We start from the raw sequence: 17,136 nt of genomic DNA, 5'->3' as shown, positions 1-17,136 counted from the left end.
CCGATCTTGAGTCAACCCAGATTTCTCCCGCCCACCGCAGGCACCCCCGACCTCCCTCATATCCCTGCCTCCCCCGCCGATTCGGCCACTCTCCGTATCCTTCCGGCCAGATTCACGCCCTGACCCCCGGCCGGGAGGGGGTCTGCGGAAGCCGGGCCCGAAGCGTTCGCACGGGTGTGAAAGCAGGCCCCGCATATGCCCCGCGCACACGCTCCCGCGCCCCTCACCAGGCCGCTTTACTGTCCGTGCGCAGAACAGGGATGGCTGCGCACGGACAAGTTTCAGCCATGTACGACCCAGGAAGGAGCAGACCCGTGAGCCCCGACCCCGAGCATCCCGTGATCCAGGAAGAACACGCAGAGTTGCGCCGCAGCCTGGATGTGGGACTCGCCCGTATCGAAGGCCACTTGGCGCTGCTGACCCAGCGCGACGAACACAGCGCCAAGGAGCTCGACGATCTCACCACCCGTATCACCGCACTCGAGCACAACCGCTGGCCCTTGCCCACCGTTGCGACGCTGACCGCGATCGGCGCCTTGGTGGTGGCCGTGTGGCAGGCGCTCGGGCGGTGACCGGGATCAACCGGACCCTGGAGATCACCCGAGTCGCAGGTGGTGCAGCATCAGCAGCGCGGCCGTCATGTTGGCCGCCGGCACCTCCCCCCGCGCCACCATGTCGGGGACGAGTTTGAGGGGCACCCACTCGCGTCGCGACGACTCGAAGTCGTCCACGGGATGGCCCGTATACGTCCCCTCGTCCGCCCAGTAGATGTGATGCCGGGCGTCGGTGAGGCCGTTGGAGGGTTCCACACTGAGCAGATGCTGGAGGGGGCCGGGCCGCCACCCGGTCTCCTCTTCCAGCTCACGGGCCGCGGCGACCGCGATGTCCTCACCGTCCTCGACGACCCCCGCGGCCAGTTCCCAGCCCCAGCTGTCGGTGATGAAACGGTGCCGCCAAAGGAGCAGGACTTCGTTGGCCTCGTTGACCACGGTGGCGACGGCCACCGGGCGCAGCCGGATCAGGAAGTGATCGAGATGCTTCCCGTCGGGCAGCTCCACATCCGCCAAGTTCACCTGGAACCAGCGGTTTTGGTACACAGTTTTTTCGCATAGGTTCGTCCACTGCACGGTTCTGCCACCTTCCGCCGAGATAGATGGCAATATCGCACGCACCCTTGCAGCAGGCCCTCAGGGTCACAGCGGTACGCGCAGCGCCCCGTCGATGAGTGCGGCAGCTTCTTCGGTGCCGGAACATCCGCTGCGTACGAGATGCTCACGCACCGCACGCAGCCGGTCGCGGAGCCGCTGGGACTCCATCCCCCGTGCCTGCCGGGCCATTTCGACGGCCGTGGCGACCGCCGCCTCCGCCTCACCGCGCCGCAGCTCGATCTGGCTGAGCACCGCGAGGCGGTGCACCCGCCCCCGGTCATGGGCCGGGGTGTCCACGGCCGCGGCCGAGTGCATCCGGGCCGCCGCGAGATCACCGAGACTGAGCAGGGCCTCCGCCACCTGTACGTTCACCAGGCCCGGCTGCACATAGCCGGTCTCGGCGGGTTCATGGCCCGGATGGATCCGGTCGGCGGCCGATTCCGCCCGCCGGATGCAGAACAACGCGCTGCTGCCGTCCCCGAGATGGGCATACGCCTTGGCCTGCATGGCGTAGAGATCGGCGGCGAGCGCGGGCGTGATGTGCCGCCCGGCGGCTCTCAGGGCGGCCTCCGCGAACGCGACGGCCTGCCGGTATTCGCAGATGAACAGCGACTGGTTGACAAGGAGCGCTATCACATACGCACCAAGTCCCCTGTCCCCGCTCGCCTTCGCGAGCCGGAGCGCCTGGTGGAAGTAGCGCTGCGCCAGACCGTGGGCGTCGGAGTCGTACGCACAGATACCGGCGATCGCCACCAATCCGCCGGTGGCTCTGTGCAGTTGACGCCCGGTCGCATCCGTATAGCTGCCGCGAAGCAGCGGGGCGGCCTCGGCGTTGAGGAAGCCCACGATGCGTGCGCGGGTCGCGACCCCTCCCGTCTTGCGGTACATCTGCTCGTAGTGCGCTCGGGCCGAACTCAGCATCGCGATATCGGACTTGCTGACCTGATGGCGTCCGCCGCGCGAGACATCGACGTCCTCCGGCGGGTTCTCCCACTCCCAGACCGGCATCACGGCGGGAGTGCCGGTGACCGCGGCCGCGCCGAGCACATGCGGGCGCTGCTGCATGTCGGACCGCCATAAGGCGGTGGCCCGTTCCACGAACCCGGACAGCGAGGTCGCGGCCACACTCGCCTGCTGCCCGGGCACCCCCAGACCGATGTCGTCGAGCGTCACCGGGCGCTGCAGCCGGGCCGCGAGCACTTCGCAGATCAGGTCGGGCACCTGGCCGCGCGGCCGCTGGCCCTTCAACCAGCGGGCCACGGCGGTGTGTTCGTACCTCAGCGCGAGACCTCGGGCTTTGCCGGCCTGGTTCACATGGGCGGCGAGGCCCGCATGGGAGATTCCGGCCTCGTCGAGTATCGCGTCGAGCAGGGTGTTGGGCTGCATCAGGCCCTCCGGTGGCTCGGTGCCGCCCAGAGTAGTCGAGCGGCTTTCACACGGGGTGCGAAACAAGTGCCCACAGTGACCGGGCGTGCACTCTGCCGTACCGGGGGCGGCGGCCGGTTGGATATATGCGTCCGGACCCCCTGGACCGGACACCTTCTGGCCTCGCCAGAGGCGGCCGGGCCGCCGGCTCCCCCTCGTACAGTGCGGCGGCCCATACCGCGCCGCTCACCTCGTCCGCCTGCCGAACTCTCCGCGGCGAGGTGGGCGGCGCCGGCCGGGCCGGTGGTCCAACCCTCCCTCGTACGGGAGTGGTTCGCGCGACGGCGGATCGGTGTCCTCCTTGCTCGAGCGGTCGAGAGCGCGAGGACAGCCGCACCGATACGCACGGCCGAGGAGCCGCGGGTGGCAGCCCGTGGCCCGGTGACTGCGGGTGGCAGCCCGTGGGTCAAGTGGCCGTCCGTGCCCCGCGCACCACCGGTTCGCCCGGCTGCTGCGGTACCTTGCGCCGCTCGTTGCGCAGCACGAGGAGCGCCATGTCGTCGGCGAGCCTGCCGCCCGTGTGCCGCAGCAGCGCGTCGCACACGGTGTTGATGACCTCGCCGGGCGCACTGCGGTTGCCGGCGAGCACGGTGGCCAGCGGGAAGAACTCGCCGGCCGCGTCCCGTGCGTCCTCCACACCGTCGGTGTGAAGGAGCAGCGTCTCGCCGGCGCGCAGCCATCCGCAGTGCAGGACGGGCAGTTCGGCGGGGAGCGGGAAGGGCCCGAGCGGCGGCAGGGGTTCACCGCCCGCGATGCGCTCGACCTGCAGACCGAGCCGGTAGGGCCAGGGGTGGCCGCAGTTGAGCGCGTACACCGAGCCGTCGAGACGGATCTCGAGAAGCAGGACGGTGACGAACTCCTCGGAGAGCGGGGTCTCGGGTTCGCCGGTACAGGCCGAGGGATGCTCGGTCCGTGCGCGCTCGCGCAGATGCCGCCCCATCGCGCGCTCCAGCCTGCGCAGCACGGCCGGGAGTTCGGCCTCGTCGTGCGCGGCCTCGCGGAAGCTGCCGAGCAGTGCGGCGACGGTGCCGATGGCGGCGAGGCCGTGCCCGCGCACATCGCCCATGACGACCCGTACGCCGTGGTCGGTGGCGACGGCTTCGTAGAGGTCGCCGCCGACCGTCGCGGCCCGGTGGGCGGAGAGCTGCCCCGCGGCGATCGCCAGACCGTCCAGACGAGGCGGCAGCGGGCGCAGCAGCACCCGCTGGGCGGCGCCGGCGACCTCGCGGATCTGGGCCAGCTCCTGCAGGAGGGCCCTGCGTACGCCGAGTATCAAACCGGTGCCCACGGCGAAGAACACCGCGCTGGTGGCGATCCGCGCGGTGAGCCCGTCCTGCTGGGCGAGCGGGCAGGTGAGCTTGTAGAGGATGGCGACGCCGCCCCACAGCGTCGGCAGCGCAAGAGTGACCACGCGCCGGATCGGGGATGACTCCGCCCGTGACGTGCGGTGTCCGGACCCCGGTACGACGGGTGCCCTGGACTTGATACGGATCATCGCCGACGGCCTCCCTAAGGCCCTGTCGAGCAGGGGCCAGCCCCGAGACAGCGCGTGCACCGGAGCAGCGACTGCTCGGCGTACGGCCGGATCGATTCTGTCCATGGGGTGGCCCGATCGGGCCAGGGAGTCCGTTCTTCTCACTCGAATGAGTGAGGGGCGCACTTGGTGTCCCAAGTGCGCCCCTCACCAGGCGTTTTGAGCCTCGGCTCTACGGGAACGCGAGCCCCCGCCGCGGCCTCACGCGCCGCGCAGCACCGCCCCCGTGATCTCGGCGGCCTTGGCCACCGCGGCATCACGGGCGGCCGACGCCTCGTCGACGGTCAGGGTGCGGTCCGGGGCGCGGAAGCGCAGCGCGTACGCGAGCGACTTCTTGCCCTCGCCGACCTGGTCGCCGGTGTAGACGTCGAACAGCCGGATGTCCTCGAGGAGTTCACCCGCGCCCAGGCGCAGGAAGTGCTCGACCGCGGCGGCCGGCACCTCGCTGCCGACGACGAGCGCGACGTCCTGCGTGGCCACCGGGAAGGTGGAGATACGCGGCGCCTGCAGCGTGCCGTCCACGGCCTGCTCGACGAGGTCGAGGTTGAGCTCCATCGCGCAGGTGCGCGCGGGCAGGCCGAGCGCCTTGACCACGCGCGGGTGCAGCTCGCCCGCGTGACCGGCGAGGGTCTTCACCCCGTCGATGACGACGGACAGCTCGGCGCACCGGCCCGGGTGCCAGGGACCGTACTGGCCCTGGTCCACGAGCAGGTCGACACCGGCCTCGGCGGCTACGCCGCGCGCGGCCTCGACGGCGTCGGCCCAGTCCGCCGGACGGCCCTTGCCCCACCAGCCGGCCTGCTCACGGGCGCCCGCGAGGACGACCGCGACGTGCCGCGGCTGGACGGGCAGCACCGCGTCGATCCCGGCGAGCTCCTCGTCGGTGGGACGGCGGTCGACCGGGAGACGCACGGCGGTACCGACGCCGTCGGCAGGGTGGAAGACCAGACCCGTCTCGAAGAGCGCGAGGTCGTGGCTGCCCCGGCCGTCGTTGCGGCGCAGCGCCTGGAGCAGTCCGGGCAGCAGCGTCGTACGAAGAGCGGGCTCCTCGTCCGAGAGCGGGTTGACCAGCTTGACGACGCGGCGGGCCGGGTCGTCCTTGTCGAGCTGCAGCTGGTCGAAGACCTGCGCGCCGATGAACGGGTAGTTCAGCGCCTCGACGAAACCGGCCCCGGCAAGGGCGCGGCCGACGCGGCGGTGCAGCCGCTGGCGGTCGGTCAGGCCAAGTCCCGCGGGGGGCTTGGGCAGCGTCGAGGGCAGGTTCTCGTAGCCCTCGAGCCGGATGACCTCTTCGGCCAGGTCGTTCGGGTCGGTCAGGTCGGGCCGCCAGGACGGCACGGTGACGACGAGCTCGTCCTGCCCGTACACATCGCAGCCGACTTCCTGCAGCCGCCGTACGACGGTCTCGCGGCCGTAGTCGACACCCGCCACCTTGTCCGGGTGGTTCGCCGGGATGGTGATGGTGTGCGGCGCGAACGGCGCGATCACCTCGGTGACCCCGGCCTCCGCGGTGCCGCCCGCGAGCAGCACGAGCAGGTCGACGGTCCGCTGGGCCGCGGCGGACGCGGCCTTCGGGTCGACACCGCGCTCGAAGCGCTTGGACGCCTCGGACGACAGCTTGTGCCGGCGTGCGGTGCGCGCGATCGACAGCTGGTCGAAGTGCGCGGCCTCGATGACCACCTCGGTGGTGCCCTGGGCCAGGCCCGTCTCGGGGTCGACCTCGGGGTCGGCGATCTCGGTGTTGGCGCCGCCCATGACACCCGCGAGACCGATGGGGCCGCGGTTGTCGGTGATCACCAGGTCCTCGGCGTCCAGGACGCGCTCGACACCGTCGAGGGTCGTGAACTTCTCGCCGGCCTCGGCACGGCGTACGCCGATCGGGCCCTCGATCGAGGAACGGTCGTACGCGTGCAGGGGCTGACCGAGCTCCAGCATCACGTAGTTGGTGACGTCGACCGCGAGCGAGATCGGACGCATCCCGGCCTTCTGCAGCCGGCGCTGCAGCCAGATCGGGGAGCGTGCCTCGGGCTGCAGCCCGACGACCGTGCGCGCGGTGAAGCGGTCGCAGCCACGCGGGTCGGAGATCTTCACGGGGTGGCCGAACGAGTTCGGCGCCGGGACGTCGAGCAGCGCCGGGTCGCGCAGCGGCAGACCGTACGCGGTGGCGGCCTCGCGGGCCACGCCGCGCATGGACAGGCAGTAACCGCGGTCCGGCGTGACGGCGATGTCCAGGACCTCGTCGTACAGCTCGAGCAGCTTGGTGGCATCCGTGCCGACCTCGTGCTCGGGCGGCAGGACGATGATGCCCTTGGTGCCGTCGTCGCCCATGTCCAGCTCGTCGCTGGAGCAGATCATGCCGCGCGAGACCTTGCCGTACGTCTTGCGCTCGGCGATCCGGAAGTCACCGGGGAGCACGGCGCCGGGCAGGGCCACGACGACCTTGTCGCCCTCGGCGAAGTTACGGGCGCCGCAGATGATCTCCTGGGGCGCGCCGGTGCCGTTGGCCTGGCCGACGTCGACGGTGCAGAAGCGGATGGGCTTCTTGAACTCGGTCAGCTCCTCGATGGTGAGGACCTTACCGACGACGAGCGGACCGGTCAGGCCCGCGCCCAGCTGCTCGACGGTCTCGACCTCGAGGCCGACCCCGATCAGCTTCTCCTGTACGTCACGGCCGGTGGCGTCCGCCGGCAGGTCGACGTACTCCCGCAGCCAAGAAAGCGGGACCCGCATCAGATCTCCATCCCGAACGGCCGGGTGAACCGGACGTCACCCTCGACCATGTCTCGCATGTCTTCGACGTTGTGGCGGAACATCAGCATCCGCTCGATGCCGAACCCGAAGGCGAATCCGCTGTACTTCTCGGGGTCCACACCGCAGGCGGTCAGCACGCGCGGGTTGACCATGCCGCAGCCGCCGAGCTCGATCCAGCCCTCGCTGGAGCAGGTGCGGCAGGGCTTGTCGGCGTTGCCGACCGACTCGCCGCGGCACACGTAGCAGAGCATGTCCATCTCGGCGGACGGCTCGGTGAACGGGAAGTAGTTCGGGCGCAGACGCGTCTTCATGTCGGCGCCGAAGAGCGCCTGGACCATGTGGTCGAGCGTGCCCTTGAGGTCCGACATCGTCAGACCCTCGTCGATCGCGAGCAGCTCGATCTGGTGGAAGACCGGGGTGTGCGTCGCGTCCAGCTCGTCGGTCCGGTACACGCGGCCGGGGCACACGATGTAGACCGGCAGCTCACGGCTGAGCAGCGCGCGCGCCTGCACCGGCGAGGTGTGGGTGCGCAGGACGATGCCGGACTCGTCGTCGACGGTCGGCTTGCCGTCCTCGCGCGTGCCCTGGACGAAGAAGGTGTCCTGGGTCTGGCGTGCGGGGTGGTCCGGCACGAAGTTGAGCGCGTCGAAGTTGAACCACTCCGCCTCGACCTCGGGGCCCTCGGCGATCTCGTATCCCATCGATACGAAGACGTCCGCGACCCGCTCCATCATCGTGGTCAGCGGGTGCCGGGCGCCGGCCGGTACGCGGTCGTAGGGCAGCGTGACATCCACGGCCTCCTCGACGAGTACGCGGGCGTCGCGCTCGGCCTCGAGCTCGCTCTGGCGGGCGGCGAGCGCCTTGCTGACCGCGCCACGGGCCTGGCCGATGCGCTTGCCGGCGTCCGCCTTGGCCTGCGGGGGCAGCGCACCGATCTCGCGGTTGGCGAGAGCGAGCGGCGAGGTGCCGCCGGTGTGCGCGACCTTGGCGGCCTGCAGCGCGTCGAGGTCACCCGCGGCGGCGAAGGCGGCGAGCGCCTCGTCCCGCATGCGCTCGATCTCTTCCGGTTTCAAGGCTTCGACCTCAACAGGGTCGTACGACTTATTCGGTGCCGACATCTCTTCCCGTGCTTCCGATTGGCTGGCTGGGGTCTCCTGGACCGCAGGCCGCGACCACGCAGACACAAATGCGCCAAGGGTCGAGTCTAACGGGGTGCCAGGGTGGCTGAATGCGCCCGTGGGGGCCGGAGGTCCTAGAGCAGATAGCCCGGAGTGCCCACGGGCAACGTAAATCGGAACTCGGCGCCACCGGAGGGTCCGCGGCCGACGGTGATCGACCCGCCGTGCGCCTCGACGATGCCCTTGACGATGTAGAGGCCCAGGCCGGTGCCACCGCGCTTGCTTCCCCGCCAGAAGCGGGTGAAGACACGGCCCATCGACTCCTCGGGGATGCCGGGGCCTTCGTCGCTCACGGTGACTGCGGTTCCTTCCAGGGGGCTGTGCTCTTTGGGCAGCGGTGCCACGTCAATGGTGACAGTGCCCTCACCGTGGCGCACGGCGTTTTCCAGGAGGTTGGAGAGCACCTGGTCGATCTTGTCGGGGTCGGCCCACAGGTCGGGCAGCGGCTGCTGCAGCCGTACGAGGAAACGGTCCGGCGCCTGGCCCGCGGCGATGTGTGACTGGATGTGCCGCCCGACGGCGGCGGCGATGTCGACGGGCTGCCGCCTGAGCTCGAGACGGCCCGAATCGATCCGCGAGATATCGAGCAGCTCCGCGATCAGCCGCGTGACCCGGTTCGCGTCGGCGTCGACGGTCTCCAGCATCAGCTTCTTCTGGTCGTCGGTGAACCGCTCCCACTTGGCGAGCAGCGTCGCCGTGAACCCTTTGACCGAGGTCAGCGGCGAGCGCAGCTCGTGGGCGACGGTCGCGATGAGCTCGGCATGGCTTCGTTCGGTACGCCGCCGGGCCTCGGTGTCCCGCAGGCTCACCACGAGCCGGTGCAGGGGCCCGGTGGGCCGCGTCCGCACATAGCGCGCGGAGACGAGCACCTCACGGCCGCCGGGCAGCAGCAGATTGCGTTCGGGCTGGCCGGTGCGGATCGCGAGCCCGCCGTAGGGATCGGTCAGCTGCCACCAGCGCCGGCCTTCGAGGTCCTCGAGCGGCAGGGCCTCCTCGACCGGATGCCCGAGGGCGTCCTCGGGGCGTACGGCGGTGATCCGCGCGGCCGCCGCGTTGAAGCAGACGACCCGGCCCTTCTCGTCGGCGACGACCAGACCGTCGGGCAAGTCGTCTGGATCCAGGCCCAGTTCACCCGGCGGGGTGTCGATACGGGGCGCGGCAGGGCGCGGCACGGAGCGGTGCGCTCCGGCCTGTCTCCTGGTGCCGACACTCATCCCCGTATCCCACCTCTCGACTCGTCATCAGTGGGCCCCCGAGCCCGCCACACTACTAGCTGAGGGTGACGGTGGGGGTGCCCCGTGTACCGGTGAAGGTGAGAACTTCGGGGAGGAAGGGCTCAGGGCCGGGGCGCGTTCCTGCGCTGGGCGCGCGCGGAGGCGTAGAGGCAGACGGCGGCCGCTGTGGCGAGATTGAGGCTCTCGGCCTTGCCGTGGATGGGCACGCGCACCACCGCGTCCGCGAGTGCGCGGGTCTCCTCCGGCAGGCCCCAGGCCTCGTTGCCGAAGATCCAGGCGGTGGGCCCGCCCATGGTGCCCTTGTCGAGTTCGTCGTCGAGATCGTCCTCGCCCGCGCCGTCGGCCGCGACGATCCGTACGCCCGCGTCCTTGAGCCCCTGCACGGCCTGCTCGACCGGGACACCGACGGCGACGGGCAGATGGAAGTGCGAACCGACCGACGCCCGTACGGACTTGGGGTTGTACAGATCGACGGACGCGTCGGTCAGGACGACGGCATCCGCACCCGCCGCATCCGCGCAGCGCAGCACGGTGCCGGCGTTCCCGGGGTCACGCACATGCGCCAGTACGGCGACGAGCCGCGGCTGCGCGGCCAGGATCTGCTCGAAAGGCGTGTCCAGGAAGCGGCAGACCCCGACGAGTCCCTGGGGCGTGACGGTGGTGGAGATGTCCGCGATCACGGTCTCGTCGGCGAGCTGTACCCGGGCGCCGGCCTTGTGCGCGGCGTCGATGATGCCGGCGTACCGCTCGGCTGCCTCGACGGTCGCGAACAGCTCGACGAGCGTGGCCTCACCGGCACTGCTGTGCCCCGCCGCTTCCCGCACGGCCTGCGGCCCCTCGGCGAGAAACAGCCGCTCCTTGGTCCGGAAATTCCGCTTCCCGAGCCGCCGGGCGGCGGCTACGCGGGAGGACTTGGGAGAGATCAGCTCAGGACCGGCAACCATGACTCATACCTTAGTGATCTAGGGGTGCGGGGAACTGCGCAGGGGAAGGCGCGAAGCGCCGACCCAGGGGCGCGGGGAACTGCGCGCCCAGCCACGACGAACCCGCAGACGGCAAACGACGAAGCGGGGCAGACACGCATCCGAACGCACTCGGACCCGCAGACCGAAACGGTCCACGGGTCCGAGAACAACACTCAGACGGCGACGCCTCAGGCGGCGGCCTTCGGGGCGTTGACGTCGGCGGGGAGCGCCTTCTGCGCAACCTCGACCAGCGCGGCGAACGCGTTGGCGTCGTTGACGGCAAGCTCCGCCAGGATCTTGCGGTCGACCTCGATGTTCGCGGCCTTCAGACCCTGGATGAGGCGGTTGTACGTCATGCCGTTCTGGCGGGCCGCAGCGTTGATGCGCTGGATCCACAGCTGACGGAAGTCGCCCTTGCGCTTCTTGCGGTCGTTGTAGTTGTAGACCAGCGAGTGGGTGACCTGCTCCTTGGCCTTGCGGTACAGACGCGAACGCTGTCCGCGGTAGCCGCTGGCCTGCTCGAGGATCGCCCGACGCTTCTTGTGCGCGTTTACCGCGCGCTTGACGCGTGCCACTTTTAACTCCTTGTAGCGGGGCCGTGGTTGTGTTCACACGGCCCAAGTTCGAATAGGTCCCGGTCCAGGCGTCCGGCCCCCGCCCGCGGCAGAGCCGCAGATGTCACAGCGGGGGCCGCGACGTCACTTGCCGAGAAGCTTCTTGATCTTCTTGGCGTCGCCCGGGGCCATCTCGGCGTTGCCGGTGAGGCGGCGCGTCAGGCGCGACGACTTGTGCTCGAGCAGGTGGCGCTTGCCGGCGCGCTCACGGAGCACCTTGCCGGAGCCGGTGATCTTGAAGCGCTTGCTGGCACCGCTGTGCGACTTGTTCTTCGGCATAGCGCCGTTCTCTCCTCGTCAGTGGCGCTCCCCCGGTGATGAAACCGGCAGGCGGGAGCGTCAGTTGTATCGGTTGGCGATCCTGGGCTCGCGCCCCGGATCAGGCCTCGGCGGAAGCCTCGGTGGGCTCCTCGACAGGGGCCTCCGTGGGCTCCTCGTCCGTGGCGCGGTCACGACGCGTGGTGGTCGCCGGAGCGTCCGCCTTGCGCGCGGCCTGGGCCTCGCGGGCCTCGGCCATGGCTTCGGTCTTCTTCTTGTGCGGACCGAGAACCATGATCATGTTTCGGCCGTCCTGCTTCGGATTCGACTCGATGAAGCCGAGGTCCTGGACGTCCTCCGCGAGACGCTGCAGCAGTCGGTAGCCGAGCTCCGGCCGGGACTGCTCGCGACCACGGAACATGATCGTGATCTTGACCTTGTCGCCCTGCTTGAGGAACCGGACGACGTGACCCTTTTTGGTGTCGTAGTCGTGCGGGTCGATCTTCGGCCGGAGCTTCATTTCCTTGATGACCGTGTGCGCCTGGTTCTTGCGCGCCTCACGGGCCTTCATGGCCGATTCGTACTTGAACTTCCCGTAGTCCATGAGCTTGCAGACGGGCGGGCGAGCGCTCGCCGCCACCTCGACCAGGTCGAGGTCGTACTCCTGAGCAAGCTCAAGGGCCTTGGCAAGCGGAACAATCCCGACCTGCTCGCCGCTGGGACCGACAAGTCGCACTTCGGGAACGCGAATCCGGTCGTTGATGCGGGGCTCGGTGCTGATGGATCCTCCTCGGTAGCACCACGCGACGGTCTGGCGGACCGCCACGTAACGTCATGTTGTGAGACCTAACCGCACCGGCACATGAAAAATGCCCCGGACGATCACAGGCGGGGCTCCAAACCGGAGCACCACCGCGACGTACGCGGGGCGCATCAGCGACGGAAATACACACGAGGTGTCCGTCGGACCGGTGACCCGCCGCCCTTGCGGGTGGCCAGGTGGGAGATCGGAGCCTCCACTTGTGGGCCGGGCACGCGAGTGTCCGGCCGGTCGTTACACAAGGTTAGCAGAGCTTCAGGGGTGCGGCTAACGGCCCGTGTTCAGGGCCGCCGCCGCGGGCCGGCTCAGCCGAAGACGGGGCCCGTGTACTTCTCGCCGGGGCCCTGACCGGGCTCGTCCGGGACGAGCGAGGCCTCGCGGAACGCCAGCTGGAGCGACTTGAGGCCGTCGCGCAGCGGGGCCGCGTGGAAGGAGCTGATCTCGGTCGTGCTGGCGTCGAGCAGACCGGCCAGGGCGTGGATCAGCTTGCGCGCCTCGTCGAGGTCCTTGTGCGCATCGCCCTCTTCGGTCAGGCCCGCCTTCACGGCGGCGGCGCTCATCAGGTTCACCGCCACGGTGACGATCACCTCGACCGCGGGGACCTCGGCGATGTCGCGGGCCATGGTGTCGAAGTCGGGGGTCTGTCCGGTGGGGCTTGCGTCAGTCATGGTGCTCAGCCTAAGCGCGTACGGGATGTGCTCCGACCGTCGGGGGCGGCGTCCGCTTCCCCTGGGCCCGCACGTGCAGCGCTGGCCTAAGCGCGCGCATACAGCGGCTCGCCCGGCGGCGTCGCCTCGGCAGGCAGCAGCGCGAGGTCGAGCCCGCGGACCAGACGGGCCCGCAGGTTCTCCTCCGCGGCGAGCGCCCGCGCCACGCGCTGCGCGACGGCCGCGGGGTCGCTGCCGTCGTCGAGCACCAAGGCGAGCGTCCCGTCGGAGTTCCCCGCGGCGCCCAGGTGGGCCCGGATCACCGACGGCTCGGCGGCGACCACTGCCCGTACCGCTTCGGCGACGGCCGGATCGGTCAGCGGGTCCGTCGAGGTACGTCCCTCGGCGAGCGCGTACAGGGCGCGGCGGGGCAGTTCGTACGCGACGGGGCCCGCCAGGTCGAGGACGATCGTGTCGGCCTTCTCGTGCACGGCCGCGCGCAGCGCCTGCTGCATCGGCACGGCGACGGGGCGTGCGGCCGGGTCCCACAGGGAGAGGGCGTGCGTCGAGGTGAAGGCGGGCAGCGCGGTGCGGTCGCCGGCCTTCAGGGTGGGCACGGCCATATCGCTGTTCTTCTCGCGCTTGAGCCCGTTCTCGTCCGTCTCCACCTCGCCGAGTACGGCGACGACGGGGACGAGGAGCCGGGCTTCCTTGAGCGCTTCGAGGACCAGGCTCTCGTTGGCGGGTGTCCGCTCCGCGGCCCAGGCGGCGAGTGCCGCGCTGAGGCGGGGGTCGGCGGAGCCGTCGTCGTTCCCGTACCCGTGGTCGGGGATGTTCTTGTTCGCCACGTTGCCCGACCCTACAGAGCCGCGACGGCCGGTGTTCCCACCGAGTTCTGAGGCGGATCTCACGCTGCGCACAGGCAGGCGGACGAGCCTCGCGGCATGCCCGTGCCCCGTACCCTCGCCGTGTCCCTGCTCGTCTGTGTGATGGCCGGCTGCGCTCCGACGGCCGACGTCGGCCCCGCGTCCGCCGTGCCGACGCCCCGCCAGGACCCTGTCGTACAGGAGGTGACCGTGCCGCCCTCCATGGACTCGCTGCTGGAAGATGCGCTGGCATCTGTCGCGCTCTCGGGCGAGGCGCGGTTCTCCGTCGCCGTGCAGGGTCTGGCCGACGGCAGCAGGGGCGGCTACGCGGACGAGAAGGCGTACGACACGGCAAGCATCGTGAAGGTCGACATCCTGCTCGCGCTGCTCCTCAAAGCGCAGGACGAGGGGCGCGCCCTGTCCGGGCAGGAGCGGGCCTTGGCGCACGCCATGATCACCAGCAGCGACAACGCGGCGGCGAGCGCGCTGTGGGACGTGATCGGCGGAGCCGAGGGGCTCGACGCGGCCAACGCCCGCCTCGGGCTCACCGGCACCAGCGCCGGCGCGGACGGGCGGTGGGGGCTGACACGGACCACCGCCGCGGATCAACTGGTGCTGCTCGAGGCCGTGTTCGGCGATGCGCGTGTGGTCTCCGCCGCGTCGCAGGCGTATGTACAGGAGTTGCTCGGGGCGATAGTCGAGGGGCAGGACTGGGGGGTTTCGGCTGCGGGCGGCGACAGCGCGCTCAAGAACGGCTGGCTGCCGCGCTCCACCACCGGCCTCTGGGACATCAACAGCATCGGCCGCGTGAGACTCGACGGGCGGGAGTACCTGATCGCCGTGCTGTCGGACGGGCATGGGACCAAGGAGGACGGGGTGGCGCTGGTCGAGCGGGTGGCGCGGGCGGCCGCCGCAGTGGTGACCGGGGGCGCGGGAAGCTGAACCCGCGCTTCAGGCCCGGCGTCTGGTGCGCCAGAGCACCGTCGCGACGACCAGGAACCCCGCGCCCAGAGTGCCCGCCGCGAGACCGAGCCAGCTGGATGTACCCGAGTCCGGCTCCCGCTTGGAGGGGCCCTGGCCGAAGTATTTCTTCGGGTACGCCGGTGCCGCCGCGGGCTTGATCTCGGCGCCCTTCGCGATCGCGGCCACCGGATCGATGAAGCCGTACCCGAAGGAGTCGTCGCGGCCGCCGGACGGGGAGTCCTCGGCCGTGTCCTCCAGGAGCCGCTTGATCTGGGCCGGGCCGAGGTCCGGATGGGCGGCGCGGACCAGCGCCACCGCTCCGGAGGCGAAGGCGGCCGCGGCCGAGGTGCCCCAGCCCTTGTAGTACTCGCGGTCCGGCCCCGCCATCACGATGTCGTCGCCGGGGGCGCTGACCGTGGCGTACCAGCGGCGGGTCGAGAACGAGGCGCGGGCCCCGTAGCGGTCGACGGCCGTGACGGCGATGACGCCGGGGTAGGCCGCGGGGTACGAGATGTGGTCGCCCTTCTCGCCGCCGTTGCCAGCCGAGGCCACGACGACCGCGCCCTTGCGCAGCGCGTACTGGACGGCGGCGTCCTCACGGGCGTCGGCGTGGGCGGACTCGCTGTCGTCGCCGAGCGACATGTTGATCACGTCGGCGCCGTGGTCGGCGGCCCAGCGGATGCCGTCGGCGAGGGCCGTACCCCGCGTATTGCGGGCTTTCGTACGGGACTTGTCGCCGTCCTCGAGGATCACCCGTACCGGAAGGATCTTGGCTTCCGGGGCGATGCCGAGGACACCGTCCGCGCGGCCCGGGCCGTGCCCGTGGCCCGCGATGATGCCGGCCATGTTGGTGCCGTGCCGGGCCCAGGCCTTGTCGCCCTGCCGGGCGCCGAAGCCGATCATGTCCTTGCCCTGGAGGACGTTGTCCTCGAGGTCCGGGTGCGTGCCGTCGACCCCCGTGTCCAGGACCGCGACCGTGATGCCCCGGCCCTTGGTCGTGGCCCATGCCCGCTCGGCGTCGAGGGCGTCGAGAGCCCACTGCTGGGCGCGGATCGTGTCGGCCTGTGCCGCGGTCGTCGGCAGCAGGACCAGGGCGCCGGCCAGGAGCAGGGCGCCGATGGAGCGAACCTTCACGAACCGTCCTCCGTGGCCTCGGCGGCCTTCTTGCGCAAGCCACGCTCGATACGGTCGGCCAGGCCCTTCGCCTCGTGGCCGAGACCGGACTGGGCGGCCGCGCTGGTGGCGCCCTCGGCCATGGCCTTCGCGGCCGGTTCGGGGACCGCGACCGGACGGCCGTCCGCGAAGCCGGAGACCGCGAACACGACGACGGGTGCGTCGCTCAGCACCGACACGCTCCAGCTGGCCCGCTGCCCGTCCCCGAACTCCGCGGCGATCGTGCCCTTGACGGGATAGGTGCGCGGCAGCAGATCGGGGCGGGTGGCGAGGCCTTCCTTCGCGAAGCGGGTGCGCAGGGCGCTCATCGCCTCGGCATCGGCCTCCGTGAACACCATGCCCACGGTGGTGACATAGCTGTGGGTGGCGTCCGTGTACGTGGCGCGCACGAGGCGCTGGCAGCCGGCCGTTTCGAGTGCCTTGTGCAGCAGCGGGTCGAGTCCCTTCGCGCAGCCACTGTCGGGGGCGACGGCGATCCGCGTCCACCGGCGGTCCGCGCCACCGGGTCCGGCGCCTTCGCCTTCGACCGTACGCGGGAAGAGGGTGTCGACCGGTTCGCTGTGCCAGGCGTCCGCGGCGGCGGCGAACACGCTCGCGTCACCGGCGGCCGCACCGGACTCGCCGGTCAGCCAACTCCCGGTCACCGCACCGGTGATGAGCCCGACGCCGAGCACGAAGCAGCAGGCCGCGGCGAGGATACGCGGGCGGCTGCGGCCCACCGGGCGCAGCCGGGTGGTGTGGTCGTCGAAGACGGCGGGCGGTTCGAACACCAGCGGCCGCCCGGCGCCCGGCCGCGGGCTGAGGTCCACGGACCCCACGGGCCGCCTCCGCCGCAGGCCCGGGGGGCCTTGCGGGGCTGGCGAGTCGGGGCGCGGGGGCACGACGGCCGGCCGGGACGGAGCCTCCGGCGGCAGTGGCCCTGCGCTCACCGGGCGCAGCCGCGTGGTGGTCTCGGCCGGGGTCTCGGGGCCAGGTCCGGTGCGGGGGCGGGGGGCGGCGTCCGGGTTCGGGTCCGTGCGGGGTGCGGTGAAGGCGTCCGGGCGCGTACGGGGAGCGGCAAAGGCGTCCGACGGCGGCTCGGTGCGGGGTGCGATGAAGGCGTCCCGGTTCGGCTCGGTGCCAGGTCCTGCCAGAGCGTCCCGGCTCGACCCGGCGCCGAGGGTATCCGGGTTCAGGTCGGCGCCGGGTGCGGTGAAGGCGTCCCGGCTTCGCTCCGCGCCAGGGCCGGCGGAAGGGGCACGGTCGCCCTCGGTACGGCTCACGGTGGCGGCGGATGATTGCGTACGGGAAGGCGAACTCGCCGGGCGAAGGCCCGCGTCGGACCGCTCGGCGTCCGCATCGCATCCGACCGACGGTGCGCCCGCGGGCCGTGGCGGCACCGGGGGCATCGGCGGTACGGGGGCGGGGGCGCCGTCGCCGTCGGAACGCTCGGGGTGTGACCCAGTGCGCCCCGGGAGCTCTTCACCGGAGCTCGCACGGCGGGCCCGCGACGCACGCCCGGCGGCGACCGCATCGGCGAGCAGCGGTCCGGTCGGCAGCCCACCGGACTGGGCGCTCTC

The 17,136-nt window shown here is 71.2% G+C and carries 16 protein-coding genes; 2 read left to right on the top strand and 14 right to left on the bottom strand.

Annotated features, from left to right (window positions below; translation table 11 throughout):
- The first annotated feature begins 314 nt into the window (after window positions 1–314).
- Window positions 315–572, top strand: a complete 258-nt coding sequence (locus tag ABT367_RS28880) for a hypothetical protein (RefSeq protein WP_165335506.1) — start codon at window positions 315–317, stop codon at window positions 570–572.
- A gap of 24 nt (window positions 573–596) precedes the next feature.
- Here ABT367_RS28880 and ABT367_RS28875 read toward each other — a convergent pair whose 3' ends face one another.
- The 12 genes from ABT367_RS28875 to ABT367_RS28820 form a co-directional block, all read right to left on the bottom strand.
- On the bottom strand, window positions 597–1,127 hold the full coding sequence (locus tag ABT367_RS28875) for an NUDIX hydrolase (RefSeq protein ID WP_187815977.1): 531 nt from the start codon (window positions 1,125–1,127) through the stop codon (window positions 597–599).
- Window positions 1,128–1,193: 66 nt separating this feature from the next.
- The gene (locus ABT367_RS28870) at window positions 1,194–2,534 is read right to left on the bottom strand and encodes a transcriptional regulator (RefSeq protein WP_165335504.1); all 1,341 of its coding nucleotides are present in this window, start codon (window positions 2,532–2,534) and stop codon (window positions 1,194–1,196) included.
- Between the two features lie 445 nt (window positions 2,535–2,979).
- Window positions 2,980–4,068: a PP2C family protein-serine/threonine phosphatase gene (locus ABT367_RS28865; protein ID WP_352256217.1), complete on the bottom strand. Its 1,089-nt coding sequence runs from the start codon at window positions 4,066–4,068 to the stop codon at window positions 2,980–2,982.
- Window positions 4,069–4,308: 240 nt separating this feature from the next.
- Window positions 4,309–6,837 carry a phenylalanine--tRNA ligase subunit beta gene (gene pheT, locus ABT367_RS28860; protein ID WP_352256216.1) on the bottom strand — a complete coding sequence of 843 codons (2,529 nt, stop codon included), beginning with the start codon at window positions 6,835–6,837 and terminating at the stop codon, window positions 4,309–4,311.
- Complete coding sequence (gene pheS / locus ABT367_RS28855; RefSeq protein WP_352256215.1) at window positions 6,837–7,976, bottom strand: phenylalanine--tRNA ligase subunit alpha; 1,140 nt, start codon at window positions 7,974–7,976, stop codon at window positions 6,837–6,839. Before pheS ends, pheT begins: the two co-directional genes overlap by 1 nt.
- Window positions 7,977–8,110: 134 nt before the next feature.
- Window positions 8,111–9,250 (bottom strand): sensor histidine kinase, encoded by a 1,140-nt coding sequence (locus tag ABT367_RS28850; RefSeq protein ID WP_352256214.1) that lies wholly within the window; start codon window positions 9,248–9,250, stop codon window positions 8,111–8,113.
- Window positions 9,251–9,372: 122 nt separating this feature from the next.
- Window positions 9,373–10,215, bottom strand: a complete 843-nt coding sequence (locus ABT367_RS28845; RefSeq protein WP_352256213.1) for a TrmH family RNA methyltransferase — start codon at window positions 10,213–10,215, stop codon at window positions 9,373–9,375.
- 209 nt (window positions 10,216–10,424) lie between these two features.
- Entirely contained in the window at window positions 10,425–10,811 is a 387-nt protein-coding gene (gene rplT, locus ABT367_RS28840) for a 50S ribosomal protein L20 (protein WP_006350245.1), read from the bottom strand.
- Between the two features lie 123 nt (window positions 10,812–10,934).
- Window positions 10,935–11,129 (bottom strand): 50S ribosomal protein L35, encoded by a 195-nt coding sequence (gene rpmI / locus ABT367_RS28835; protein WP_003947156.1) that lies wholly within the window; start codon window positions 11,127–11,129, stop codon window positions 10,935–10,937.
- A gap of 100 nt (window positions 11,130–11,229) precedes the next feature.
- On the bottom strand, window positions 11,230–11,934 hold the full coding sequence (gene infC, locus ABT367_RS28830) for a translation initiation factor IF-3 (protein WP_352256212.1): 705 nt from the start codon (window positions 11,932–11,934) through the stop codon (window positions 11,230–11,232).
- A gap of 299 nt (window positions 11,935–12,233) precedes the next feature.
- Window positions 12,234–12,596 carry a DUF1844 domain-containing protein gene (locus tag ABT367_RS28825; protein ID WP_093608610.1) on the bottom strand — a complete coding sequence of 121 codons (363 nt, stop codon included), beginning with the start codon at window positions 12,594–12,596 and terminating at the stop codon, window positions 12,234–12,236.
- Window positions 12,597–12,682: 86 nt separating this feature from the next.
- Window positions 12,683–13,423 (bottom strand): SseB family protein, encoded by a 741-nt coding sequence (locus ABT367_RS28820; RefSeq protein WP_352256211.1) that lies wholly within the window; start codon window positions 13,421–13,423, stop codon window positions 12,683–12,685.
- Between the two features lie 96 nt (window positions 13,424–13,519).
- On the opposite strand from ABT367_RS28820, the gene ABT367_RS28815 reads away from it, so the two are divergent.
- Window positions 13,520–14,383, top strand: coding sequence for a serine hydrolase (locus ABT367_RS28815; protein ID WP_352256210.1), 864 nt, complete (start codon window positions 13,520–13,522; stop codon window positions 14,381–14,383).
- A 9-nt stretch (window positions 14,384–14,392) separates the two neighbouring features.
- On the opposite strand, the gene mycP is transcribed toward ABT367_RS28815, so the two are convergent.
- Complete coding sequence (gene mycP / locus ABT367_RS28810; RefSeq protein ID WP_352256209.1) at window positions 14,393–15,538, bottom strand: type VII secretion-associated serine protease mycosin; 1,146 nt, start codon at window positions 15,536–15,538, stop codon at window positions 14,393–14,395.
- Window positions 15,535–17,136 (bottom strand): hypothetical protein (locus ABT367_RS28805; RefSeq protein WP_352256208.1); only part of this gene is annotated, 1,602 nt, incomplete at its 5' end. The genes ABT367_RS28805 and mycP, both read right to left, overlap by 4 nt.

Origin of the sequence: Streptomyces mesophilus, from assembly GCF_040300965.1 — a bacterium.
Taxonomy (GTDB): Bacteria; Actinomycetota; Actinomycetes; order Streptomycetales; family Streptomycetaceae; genus Streptomyces; species Streptomyces mesophilus_A.
This window is presented reverse-complemented; position numbering and strand designations above follow the sequence as displayed.

Coding starts and splice junctions, on each gene's coding strand:
- pheT (WP_352256216.1), bottom strand. CDS start 6,837: ATGCGGGTCCCGCTTTCTTGGCTGCGGGAGTACGTCGACCTGCCGGCG.
- ABT367_RS28865 (WP_352256217.1), bottom strand. CDS start 4,068: ATGATCCGTATCAAGTCCAGGGCACCCGTCGTACCGGGGTCCGGACAC.
- ABT367_RS28845 (WP_352256213.1), bottom strand. CDS start 10,215: ATGGTTGCCGGTCCTGAGCTGATCTCTCCCAAGTCCTCCCGCGTAGCC.
- ABT367_RS28815 (WP_352256210.1), top strand. CDS start 13,520: ATGCCCGTGCCCCGTACCCTCGCCGTGTCCCTGCTCGTCTGTGTGATG.
- ABT367_RS28870 (WP_165335504.1), bottom strand. CDS start 2,534: ATGCAGCCCAACACCCTGCTCGACGCGATACTCGACGAGGCCGGAATC.
- ABT367_RS28825 (WP_093608610.1), bottom strand. CDS start 12,596: ATGACTGACGCAAGCCCCACCGGACAGACCCCCGACTTCGACACCATG.
- pheS (WP_352256215.1), bottom strand. CDS start 7,976: ATGTCGGCACCGAATAAGTCGTACGACCCTGTTGAGGTCGAAGCCTTG.
- ABT367_RS28850 (WP_352256214.1), bottom strand. CDS start 9,250: ATGAGTGTCGGCACCAGGAGACAGGCCGGAGCGCACCGCTCCGTGCCG.
- rpmI (WP_003947156.1), bottom strand. CDS start 11,129: ATGCCGAAGAACAAGTCGCACAGCGGTGCCAGCAAGCGCTTCAAGATC.